Genomic DNA, 2474 nt, shown 5'->3' on the forward strand with positions numbered 1-2474 from the left:
GGTAGAGCTTGAGGTAGGCGGCTTTGGTGACGACGACAGCCGGTTGCAGCTGCATGTCGGCGATCGATTCGAGGTCGGTGAGATCGCCCAGGTCGTCGCGGGGGTTGCGCGGGTTGGGGGTTAGCTCGGTCAGTGCTGTGCCATGGCTGGGCATCGCGGTGGTCTGGTCGACCGGTGAGTGGTCGCCGACGGAGTTGGCCAGGCTGGCCAGGTTGGTGCGTTGTCCGCGGGCCATCAGCGCGCGCTCCCGACGTTGAGCTCGAGGGCGAACTTGTAAAAGTCTTCCCGCGCCTGCAGCGCCACGCGGTTGACCGGGTACTCGGTGACCACTTGTCCGTCGGCGCTGGCCCGCGCGTGCAGCTTGTAGTGGCGGATCACGGTGTGGGCCAGCGGCCATTTGTTGGCCTTGATGAATTCCTTGGTCTCGTTGAGATCGTGCACGCCGTCGCGTGGATCCCAGTTGTTGATGACCACCGTGTACGGGATGCCCCGGGGCTCGATCACTTTGGTGATAGTGCGGGCGGTCGGGTCGAAGCTCAGCGGCTCGGTCTCGATCGGAACGATGACGCTGTCGGCGACGTCGAGCACCACCCGCAGGGCGTCGGCGGCCGGACCCCGGCCGAGCGGATCGGCGCCGTCATCGCCGGCCTGCAGGTCAATCCACCCCGGGGTGTCGACGTAGACGTGTGCGATGCCGGGGAGTTCGCCCAGGCGTTTGAGCCCGTCGAGGTCGTCGTGGGCCTGCACAATGTGGAACGGGAGATCGTTGATGCGTGCGGCCCACCAGACCGCGGATCCCTGCGGGTCTACCGAGACGGCGGCCACCGGCGAGCTCGCCTCCGGATCGTCGTCGTGGTTGAGGACGTCGGCGGTCACGGCGGCCAAGTTGACCGCGATCGTGCTTTTCCCGACGCCGCCCTTCTGATTGAGAACGACGTGAACAGCCATCACTGGCCTTTCCGTATGCTTCCCCCGGAGTAGCGGGGTACTTCGGATGAGACCACCGCAGTCTACGGTGGCGGCCGCGGGACTGTCGCCGCGACACGCGCGGACCGGTCCCGCGGTCGCGGCGGAGCGTGGTGCCTCGGCAAACCGGCTGATGCGATCCGGCGGAGGCAACGTGGGTCAAAGCCCTGTTCTCGGACGCGCACTGGCTGTCGATGACTTAACCGCGGTTAAGTGGCAAACAGCGTCGTGCGTCGCCGGATGCGCGACTGACCGGAGATGCCGGCCCGCGGCGGTCGGACGATATTGCGCTGAGGTGCAATCGGGCTACTGCCGCTTCGAGATTCGCAGCCCGCCGCCCACGTGCTTGTCGGTCGGATCGCCGGCGACACCTGCCGTAGGGAGATTTTGCGTCGGCCGAATCGCTTTCGGGCTACGACTTCGCATGTCCCCGGACAGCGGGTACGAACCCTCGAGGCAACTCTTTCGCCCCTCCCCTACGGTCGAAAAATCTGCAGCTCGGAGCAAACGGAACTCACCCCAGGCGAGCGCGGGCCGGATTCGTCCAGACTGGGCAAGTTTGTTGACTCGCGCCTCGATGGGCGCGGCCCTTGCGGCGGCCTTTCGCACGGCGGCGCAACGCTTCCGCATCGGCTTGTGGTAGCTCGCCGCTGCCTTCGAATTCGTCGCTGCCAGCCTCCGACTGCGGTTCGCCCAGTGCCGCACGTGCTGCGATCAACCGTCGGCTCCGATCCCAGACTGTTGGGTGGATCGGCCCAATCAGCCTGTGGGTCAACAAATACCGACGTGTCGTAGCAAGCAGCGTCTATCCGTCAGTGAAATACTGGCGGGGTGGCGACGCGACCGAAAGTGCATCGGTCTGAACTCGGTCTGGCCATCGTCAGGATCGCACGCCGACGGGCAAAAGTCGATGACCGATATCGCGAGAAATTGCCGGATTCCCCAGATTCTGATCCCCGCGACGTACTCGATTACCTGCAGAAATACAGCGGGTCAGGCATTCCGCTGTGGGTTCTACAGGCCGACGTGTGCGACGCACTGACGCTGAACAACTGGCTGTGGTGGGAGGATCGGCGTCGCGAACTTCACTTCTTGAAGGCGGGCCGTGATCGCGGTCTGTTTCTCTCCCAGCTCGGGGCTCAAGTGGGTGTCGGCAAACAGGGGGTTATTGACCGCATTGACCGGTTGGAGGCGTTGCTGCGCTACGACCGGCCGGACGAAAAGATTTCCCGTGCGTCGCGGCGCGCCGCCCGTGAGCGGTGCGAGCGGTTGCCCGATGAGCAGACGTGGCTCAGTGTCCGCCGCGACGAATTGGCGGCTGTGATCGTCGATGTAGTGGCTCAGGCCCACCGTTTCGGTGTCCAGGACCGCGAGTGGATCGACGAACTGGAGATCGACGGACATGACGACGACTTCTCCGCTTCTACGATGGTGATCCTCGGGCTGGCGACAGCTGAGCTGCGGACGGCGCCGACGGTCCTGAACCTGGATAGCAGCCGGCCCTATGC

At 65.0% G+C, this 2474-nt stretch carries 2 protein-coding genes and 1 pseudogene; 1 reads left to right on the forward strand and 2 read right to left on the reverse strand.

Annotated features, from left to right (window positions below; translation table 11 throughout):
* Window positions 1-235: pseudogene (locus tag WAN02_RS09295) on the reverse strand (peptide transporter); the annotation flags it as partial.
* The gene (locus WAN02_RS09300; RefSeq protein WP_422263865.1) at window positions 235-948 is read right to left on the reverse strand and encodes a ParA family protein; all 714 of its coding nucleotides are present in this window, start codon (window positions 946-948) and stop codon (window positions 235-237) included. The gene WAN02_RS09300 and the pseudogene WAN02_RS09295, both read right to left, overlap by 1 nt.
* Before the next feature lie 849 nt (window positions 949-1797).
* On the opposite strand from WAN02_RS09300, the gene WAN02_RS09305 reads away from it, so the two are divergent.
* Window positions 1798-2474: hypothetical protein (locus WAN02_RS09305; protein WP_422263866.1), on the forward strand; the 677-nt coding region annotated here is incomplete at its 3' end.

Origin of the sequence: Mycobacterium sp., assembly GCF_049281135.1 — a bacterium.
Lineage (GTDB): Bacteria > Actinomycetota > Actinomycetes > Mycobacteriales > Mycobacteriaceae > Mycobacterium.